Origin of the sequence: Trichocoleus sp. ST-U2 (genome assembly GCF_039961875.1) — a bacterium.
Lineage (GTDB): Bacteria > Cyanobacteriota > Cyanobacteriia > Cyanobacteriales > FACHB-T130 > FACHB-T130.
The window spans coordinates 89,869-98,794 of sequence record NZ_JAMPJY010000023.1 but is presented as its reverse complement, the minus strand read 5'-3'; the positions used below and the strand labels follow the sequence as shown (position 1 = coordinate 98,794).

General features: G+C 46.0%; 7 protein-coding genes. 5 read left to right on the top strand and 2 right to left on the bottom strand.

The genetic code is table 11. The features are described 5' to 3' along the window. The first annotated feature begins 274 nt into the window (after positions 1–274). From NC996_RS16490 to NC996_RS16475, 4 genes are all read left to right on the top strand, one after another. The gene (locus NC996_RS16490) at positions 275–1,225 is read left to right on the top strand and encodes a phosphoribulokinase (RefSeq protein WP_190410023.1); all 951 of its coding nucleotides are present in this window, start codon (positions 275–277) and stop codon (positions 1,223–1,225) included. A gap of 135 nt (positions 1,226–1,360) precedes the next feature. Then, the gene (radC, locus tag NC996_RS16485) at positions 1,361–2,092 is read left to right on the top strand and encodes a DNA repair protein RadC (RefSeq protein WP_190686110.1); all 732 of its coding nucleotides are present in this window, start codon (positions 1,361–1,363) and stop codon (positions 2,090–2,092) included. 486 nt (positions 2,093–2,578) lie between these two features. Then, entirely contained in the window at positions 2,579–3,505 is a 927-nt protein-coding gene (locus NC996_RS16480) for an RnfABCDGE type electron transport complex subunit D (RefSeq protein WP_190686107.1), read from the top strand. A gap of 29 nt (positions 3,506–3,534) precedes the next feature. Then, positions 3,535–4,893: a DUF2330 domain-containing protein gene (locus NC996_RS16475; protein ID WP_190686105.1), complete on the top strand. Its 1,359-nt coding sequence runs from the start codon at positions 3,535–3,537 to the stop codon at positions 4,891–4,893. Positions 4,894–4,970: 77 nt separating this feature from the next. On the opposite strand, the gene dtd is transcribed toward NC996_RS16475, so the two are convergent. Further along, positions 4,971–5,426 carry a D-aminoacyl-tRNA deacylase gene (gene dtd / locus NC996_RS16470; protein WP_190675703.1) on the bottom strand — a complete coding sequence of 152 codons (456 nt, stop codon included), beginning with the start codon at positions 5,424–5,426 and terminating at the stop codon, positions 4,971–4,973. A gap of 126 nt (positions 5,427–5,552) precedes the next feature. Next, complete coding sequence (locus NC996_RS16465) at positions 5,553–6,692, bottom strand: GTP-binding protein (RefSeq protein ID WP_190686102.1); 1,140 nt, start codon at positions 6,690–6,692, stop codon at positions 5,553–5,555. Between the two features lie 547 nt (positions 6,693–7,239). Between NC996_RS16465 and cysS the strand changes: the two genes are divergently transcribed. After that, positions 7,240–8,721, top strand: a complete 1,482-nt coding sequence (gene cysS, locus NC996_RS16460) for a cysteine--tRNA ligase (RefSeq protein WP_190686099.1) — start codon at positions 7,240–7,242, stop codon at positions 8,719–8,721. Positions 8,722–8,926: the final 205 nt, after the last annotated feature.

Below are 8,926 nucleotides of genomic sequence, written 5' to 3'. Positions count from 1 at the left end.
GTGGATTGCACAACTTCCGTCTCAGCTATCGCTAGCTGGTGACAGCTTAGGGTGAAAGGAATAGAAACGATCCCACTTTTCTCTACAACCTCTTATTTCCGATTAAGTTTAATTTACTCAAGCGGGTGCCGATAAAAGGACACGCTTGGCGCAACCTGCCCAGAGAACCAACGCCCGAACAGCAGGCATTCTTGCGATCGAGTTGATCCCTATTCCTTCTACAATTGAACAATTCAGAATGTCCAGCAGGACTTGCTTTTGCGCGAGAGGGAAAATGAGCCATCGTCCGATTATTCTAGGCATTGTTGGTGACAGTGCCGCTGGGAAAACAACACTAACACGAGGAATTGCTCAGATATTAGGTGAAGAAAATGTCACCATTATCTGTACCGACGATTATCACAAGTACGACCGGATTCAGCGTGCAGAGAAGGGAATTTCAGCACTGCATCCCGACTGCAACTACTTGGATATCATGGAGCAACACCTGTCCCTGCTTCAAAATGGACAGCCCATCCTGAAGCCGATTTACAACCACGACACGGGGATGTTCGATCCGCCTGAGTATATCAAGCCGAGCAAGTTTGTGATTGTTGAAGGGCTTCTCGGTTATTCAACCATGAAAACCCGTGACTATCACGATGTAAAAGTTTATTTAGCACCGCCTGAAGCTCTACGCGCTGAGTGGAAGATCAAGCGAGATACGATGAAACGGGGCTATAACGAAGAACAGGTTCGCGAACAATTGAGAAAGCGCGAACCAGACTCAGAAGCATACATCCGTCCCCAGCGCCAATGGGCAGATATCGTGGTGAGTTTCTACCCGCCTACAGACGCGCCAGAGGAGAGCAGTTCACACCTGAATGTGCAATTGGTACTCAGACCGACGATTCCACATCCAAGCTTGACCGAGATTTTGAACCCAAGCAGTCCTAATTACAAACCGGCAATTCGCCTGGAACTTGAGCGGGATATGGGTAAGCCGGTTGATGTGCTAGAAATTGACGGTCAAGCAACCAGCGAACAAGTCAAAGATTTAGAGCGGATGCTGTGTAACGACATCCCCGATTTACTGCCTTTCTGTAGCTTGGACGGCACCCCCAATCTGGGTACTCTCGTCGGGACAACTGGGGAAACGCTCCAAAGTTACCCTCTGGCACTGACTCAGCTACTAGTTGCCTATCATATGCTCAAAGCTGCAAATATCCACACAGTAAAGAATTAAAAAATTAAAAATGCAAAATTAAAAGTTGAATTTCTCAATTTTTAATTTTTAATTCTTAATTGTTTTGTTCTTGGCGCGATCGCAACTCTTGCGGGACTATCGGGAAAACTAGATATAGTCTTTCCCGGTGCATTTATGACCTATTGCCTCAGAATTGCAGATATACCCCTTAGCGAACGTCCTCGCGAACGATTAATGGCGCAGGGAGCCAAAAATCTTGCAACCGCTGAGCTAATTGCGATTTTGCTGGGCACGGGTCAAGGGGCAGGAAAACTTTCCGCTGTCGGTCTTGGGCAATACATATTACAGGAATTAAGTCAACACCAACGCGATCCGCTGGATATGTTACGAGATATCAGCGTTCAAGAGTTGACAAAAATTCCCGGTGTAGGGCCAGCAAAAGCCACCACAATTCTAGCAGCGGTTGAGTTAGGAAAAAGGGCGTTTCTATCTCGCCCCGGAGTTAGCACCATGATTGATAGTCCTGCTGCCGCTGCTGCTGCGCTCAGTCATGAGTTGATGTGGCAGATGCAAGAACGATTTGCCGTGGTGCTGTTGGATGTGAAGAATCGCTTGGTGGGTACTCAAGTGATTACCATTGGCACTGCAACTGAAACGTTGGCTCCTCCCCGCGAGATTTTCCGAGAAGTCCTTCGCCAGGGTGCGACGCGGCTGATTATTGCACACAATCATCCGTCAGGGAGCATTGAACCCAGTCAAGAAGATATTAATTTGACCCGTCAGTTGTTGATGGGAGCGCAATATTTAAGTATTCCGCTGCTAGATCATTTGATTTTAGGCAATGGTGACTATCTGAGTCTGCGGCAAACAACCACCTTATGGGAGGAGTATCCGCAGGGGGATTGAAGTCGTGACAACGTCCCCATAACCTCTATGCTTTACCCACATCTGTTGAAAACCCTGTCACGCTACGGGAAAGGGCGAAGCCTTTGGATAGCGAGTTGCCCGTTTTTGTCCTCAAGTTATCGCTCAAATGCGAAAATCCCTACAGGGTTTTTGGACTTATGGGTAAAGCATAGCCATTAATCTTGGAGGCTTCTCAATTTCACAAGTGAGAGTTGCTGATTCATGAAGCAGTCGGGGATCTAAATCGCTGGCTCATAACTCAAATAAGATTTCTATATAGACTACTTTTGAAAAGCTTTCTAAAATTCATGAAAAGCATTGGCAAGATCCCTCGCTTCTCCAAGAAGTCTGGGAGTTGAATCGCTGGTAAAAACCGTCTTAACTAACCGGCATCTTTGTAACAATTTCTGTAACAGAACCCCTGTTCGCATCTTATTGCGTCTAGATTCAGGAGAAAGATACGGCTAATCTTACTATTAATCGGCAATGCTGCTAAAAGATGTCCGAGACTATCAAATTTTGTCTCTATCCTTGTTCCTGTTTTTGGGTATTTGGACAAGAGACTGGACGCTAAGACCGGATCTAATTCTAGTGGTGATGATAACTTGTCTAGTGACTCAGTGGCTAGCAGTATCGATTAAACAAAACTTATTCAATTTGCTTCCGGTACAAGATAATTGTCCCAATGAAATTGATTCTGTTTTAATAAATGTTCCTATCAATCTTTCATTACGGAGTGCTTTTATTACGGCTTTAGGTCTGAGTTTGCTCCTAAGAGCCGATAGTTACAGCACAATGATTTTGGCTGGCTCTTTCGCAATTCTAAGTAAATTCATTTTTAATTTTCGGAACAAGCATTTTTTTAACCCTGCTAACTTTGGTATTATTGCCGCGCTTATCTTGACAAAAGATGCCTGGGTTTCGCCCGGACAATGGGGAGATGAATGGTGGTATGCGCTGTTATTTGCAGGCACCGGGGGCACGATTTTAAAACGAGTTGGTCGTTGGGATACAACTGCTGCTTTTTTAGGTTCTTACGCTTTATTGGAAGCAATTCGCAATATTTGGCTTGGCTGGACATGGGATGTATTTTTACATCGATTGATGAGCGGTTCTTTGTTGTTATTCGCTCTATTTATGATTACAGATCCTCGCTCTATTCCTAACGCTAGGAGTGGGCGTTTAGTATGGGCAGTTTCTATTGGCTGCTTAACTTTTTTCTTGCGAAATCAATTTTTTATTTCTACTGCTGTTTTCTGGGCTTTATTCGCCCTTGCACCTATGACCGTTCTGTTAGATTTTCTCTGGTCAGCACGCCGATTTTCTTGGGTGGAGACTTCCTCACAAACATTCAGTAATTCAGTCATTGATAAACCTGAGGAAACTGAATCTGAAACGTATCTACAAGTGTAAGTCTTTATTAATTACTAGCAGAGGTGACAATGAAGTTATTTCGGATCTGTAAAACTTTAGTGATAACGCTTCTGGCTGTTATTTGCTTTGCTCCGACAGCCTGGGGATTTTGTGGCTTCTATGTAGCGAAAGCGGATACAAAGCTTTACAATAAATCCTCGCAAGTAGTAATTGCTCGCGATCGCGATCGCACTATTTTAACGATGGCGAATGACTATCAAGGGGATGTCAAAGACTTTGCCCTGGTTGTCCCCGTTCCGACAGTGCTTCAGAAAGAACAGGTTCACGTTGGCGACCCTAAAATTATCGAGCGATTGGATGCTTTTAGTGCGCCGCGACTGGTGGAATATTTTGACGAAGATCCTTGTAATTCGGTCATGTATGAGAGGCTCCCTGCACCAGCATCCGCACCAACGTCAGGCGGTGCAAGAGCTAGCAGGGATGAAGACAATAGCTTGGGTGTCACTGTAGAAGCTCGTTTCAATGTGGGAGAGTATGACATTGTTATTCTCAGTGCAAAGGAATCAAACGGTCTAGAAACGTGGCTAAATCGTAACGGATATAAGATTCCACGGGGTGCAAAACAACTGCTGCAACCTTATATCCGGCAAAATATGAAATTCTTTGTTGCAAAAGTCAATCTTAAAGAATTTCAAAATTCCGGCTCTCAATTTCTGCGACCTCTACAGATGGCTTACGAATCGCCTAAATTTATGTTGCCGATTCGTCTAGGGATGATTAACTCTACTAGCGAACAAGATTTGATTGTTTACGTTTTATCGCCTAAAGGACAAGCTGAAGTTACCAATTACCGAACTGTAAAAATCCCCTCGGATGCTGAAATTCCAGTATTCGTCAAAAATGAATTTGGCGATTTCTACAAATCGATGTTTCAAACTTCTTACACTCGTGAAGACAAAAAGGTTGCCTTTCTGGAATATGCCTGGAACATGGGAAACTGCGATCCCTGTTCTGCCGAACCTTTAAATCCAGAAGAACTGCGGAAAGCCGGTGTTTTTTGGCTAGATAATTATCCTTCGGATGCCCGCGAGTCAGCGCCTTTCCGGAGAGCCGTTGTTCCCTCTAACAATGTTTTTATTACCCGTCTCCACGTCCGGTACACCCGCGATAAATTCCCGGAAGATTTGGTGTTTCAAGAAACATCAAATGAACAAAGTTTTCAGGGTCGTTATGTTCTTCGTCATCCCTTTACAGGAGATGTGAAGTGTCAAGCGGGTCAACAGTATAAACAGTCTTTGACTAAACGATTTGAACAAGAGGCGCAGACTCTCGCCAAGCTGACTGGGTGGAATATTCAGGATATTCGGAAGAAAATGCCTGTTGCACAAAGCAATTCCAGACCTTGGTGGCAAAACATCTGGCCTTAATAATGACCTAACATCCTAACCCTCTTTCCTGCAAAGGAAGGGGGGAATTTACAGCTTTGGAGTCAATGTTATTCAAGTTAAGTCGCTTCTCGTTCTAGCAGCAAAGTAACAGGGCCATCATTTTCAATTGCTACCTGCATCATCGCCCCAAATTCGCCTGTTTCTACGCGCAAACCGCTCTGGCGCAACTTAGCGATAAACTGTTCGTAAAGATTTTGAGCGATCGCAGGCGCAGCAGATTTATCAAAAGAGGGGCGGCGTCCTTTGCGACAATCTCCATAGAGGGTGAATTGGCTGACTACCAGCAGTTCACCCTCAATTTCTAGGATGGATTTCTCCCAACGCCCGCTACCATTCTGTTCATCTGGAAATAAGCGTAATTCCAGACATTTACGAGCCATCCACTCCAGTTCGGCTTCGGTATCTGTTTCGGCAATGCCTACGAGTAAATTAAGTCCGCGCCCAATTTTACCGACTACTCGATCTGATACCTCAACTTGTGAGGATTTAACTCGCTGAATGACAACGCGCATAATTAGCTTCGATACATCTGTTGGGACATGACAATGCCATGTCCCGACCAAACATTAGAGCCGCGATCTATTTGACCTAACTAAGAAAAGCGATTAGGAATTTAGCAATTAGCTAATTCCTAAAAACTATTTCCCAAAGCCTTTACCGCGAGAAGTAGAAGGCAGACAAACACAACTTTTGATTTGTTGTTGCAGAGTTTCTTTATCTAAATCCTGACCAATCAGTACCAACTGGTTTTTTGGTTTTCCTGTCCAATCTTCATCATCGATGGAGAAGCGCTTGCCGCACAGATGGAAGATATGACGCCGAGGACTTTCATCAAACCAAAGAATCCCTTTGGCACGGAAGACGGTCGAGGGCAACTGATTATCTAAGAAATTTTGAAACTTCTTGATCGCAAAAGGTTTGTCGCTTTCAAAAGAAATTGAGGTAAACCCGTCATTTTCCAAGTGGTGGGAATGATGATCGTGGTCGTGATGGTCGTGAGTGCAAACGCCATGATCGTGATCGCAACTACTATGATCGTCGTGATGATCGTGATGATCGTGGTCATGACCGTGGTCGTGGTGGTGATGGTCGTGACCCTTTTCTGCCTCTTCGTTTTGGAAATATTTGTCAGTCTCAAATAAACCGACGCTGAGGAGTAACGGTAGCGGCACCTGTCCTTTGGTGGTTCGCATAATCCGGGCACCGCCTTTCATATCCCGAATTCTGACTTCTAAGGAGTCTAAGTCGGCTTCATCCACCAAGTCTGCCTTGTTGAGCAGGATGATATCACCGTATGCGATCTGGCTGGCGGCGGCTTCGCTGTTGAATAAATCGAGACTGAAGTTTTCCGAATCTACCACCGTAATGATGGAATCTAGGCGGGTCATGTCTCGCAGTTCGGTACCTAAAAAGGTAAGTGCCACTGGCAGGGGATCTGCGAGTCCGGTTGTCTCGACTACCAGATAATCGACCTTTTCTTCGCGTTCCAGAACTTTGTAGACGGCTTCGACGAGATCGTTATTAATGGTGCAGCAGATACAACCGTTACTTAACTCCACCATGTCCTCGCCGGTGGTGACAATCAGCTCATTATCAATGCCGATCTCACCAAATTCATTAACCAGAACAGCGGTTTTGACGCCTTGCTGATTGCTCAAGATGTGATTGAGGAGGGTGGTTTTGCCACTGCCAAGGAAACCTGTAATGATCGTCACGGGTAAGCCGTGCTTGGGGGCATCTATCTCTGGAGATTGACTGGGAGTGGTGGCTGGTTGCATAGTGCGACTTTCAGATTTTCTCAAAAAACGTTGATAGAGCTATACGTAAATTACTGTAGGAGCTAAGCGCTAAGCAGAGTGTAGGTTTAGATCCCGATGATGGCTTGAAATGGAGATCCAACCTTTTACTTTATAGCAAGCGAACAGCTTCGCATACGCGCTAACAGAGCGATCGCTCTCTCCCTCCAGCTTACCTAACTCCGAAGAAGGCATTCTCCAATCCTTTTCGCATCGCCTAAGCATTTTTCATCTTGAAGCGAATTTCGATCAGTAAAGCGATGTTGTTAGCGTTAGTGTTAGCGGATGCGAACTGACAAGTCAGCGCTAGGCTAACGCCTCGCTTCGCTAACGCTATCGCGTTAAGTCGATGTTGAAGCGCATGATGTTGTGTTGAAGCCGCATTGCTCCCTAGTTACTCTCTTAAGCACCTACTTTTTGAGACTTAATTAGCGACAAAGTAAAATTTTAATTCGGATGAGTGGATGGCTTGCTGACCAGGGAATTTAAAATACTGATACAGATGCACTTTATTTCTTAAGTTCTAGGAATGGCCCTAACACTCTACAACACCCTCACTCGTCGCAAGGAAGCCTTTGAACCTGTTGAACCCGGTAAAGCCGGGATGTACTACTGCGGCGTGACGGTGTATGACTATTGCCACTTGGGTCATGCAAGAGCTTGCATCGTCTGGGATGTGACGCGCCGTTATCTGCAATTTGTCGGCTACGACGTGCGCTATGTGCAGAATTTTACCGATATTGATGACAAAATCCTCAACCGGGCGCGTCTTGAAGGTTCGTCAATGGAAGAAGTCGCCGAACGCTACATCCAAGCTTATTTTGAGGATATGGCGCGGCTGAATATCAAAGAAGCCGATGAATATCCGCGTGCTACACACACGATCAATGGGATTCAGCGGCTGATTCACGAGTTGGAACAGAAAAATTTTGCCTATCCCGCTGGGGGTGATGTTTACTATGCGGTGCGTCAATTTCCGGAGTACGGTAAGCTGTCGGGACGCAAGTTAGAAGATATGCAAGCGGGCGCGAGTAACCGGGTGGAGGTGGAAGACCTGGAAGCGTCCAAGAAAAGAGATCCGTTTGATTTTGCGCTGTGGAAGGCGGTAAAACCGGGGGAACCCGCCTGGGAATCGTCTTGGGGTGCGGGTCGTCCGGGGTGGCACATTGAATGTTCGGCAATGGTGCGCGATCGCTTAGGCGATACAATCGACATCCATGCTGGCGGTGCTGACTTAATTTTCCCGCACCACGAGAACGAAATTGCCCAATCGGAGGCGGTGACTGGCAAGCCGTTAGCAAACTACTGGTTGCATAACGGGATGGTGACGGTAAATGGCGAGAAGATGTCTAAGTCTCTGGGCAACTTTATCACCATTCGCGAGTTACTCGATCGACCCGTCGATCCAATGGCGGTGCGGCTATTTGTTCTTACAGCCCAATACCGCAAGCCGATTGATTTTACCGATGAAGCAATACAAGCGGCGACAAACGGTTGGAATACGCTAAAAGAAGGTCTGTTGTTTGGATATAAGTACGGTTCCCAACTAGGTTGGACGGGAAACCCCGCTAATCTCCCCGTCAGCGAGGGGGGACATGACAACGCTGTGGAAAGATTTCAGGCAGAAGTGGATGATGACTTGAATTTTCCTGGCGGGTTAACCATATTGTTTGAACTTGCCAAAGAGTTAGGCAAGCAGGGAAATATCCTCGTTCATCAGGGTCAAACTGAGATCCCACCCGAACAATTAGAAATTTACTGGCATAACTTGGTTGATTTGTCAAGTGTGTTGGGCTTGGAAGTAAGTGCTGACGAGATCGCAAAGCTACAGGTTGAAACTGCCGCTTCTGGTGGTTTCAGCGATGCAGACATTGAGGCGATGATTCAGCAGAGACAGGAAGCCAGGATTGCGAAAAATTTTGCTGAAAGCGATCGCCTTCGCAACGAGCTACAAGCCAAGGGCATTACTTTAATTGATAGCCCGGATGGTACGCGATGGCATCGTAACTAAGATGAGCATAGCGGCAACTGCCTATGTTGCACCAATAGCGATCGCCTTGACGAGATTTTCAGCAGGAGCGATCGCTTTCTTCTTTCTCACCCTCACTCTCGTCATCTGAGTCTCATCCTGACTTTGCCAGCGCTGTTTATAACGCTTTTGAGTTTAGCAATTTGGCTACCTTGGCTGATTGCTTGATTAGGAGAGTGGCTAAAAG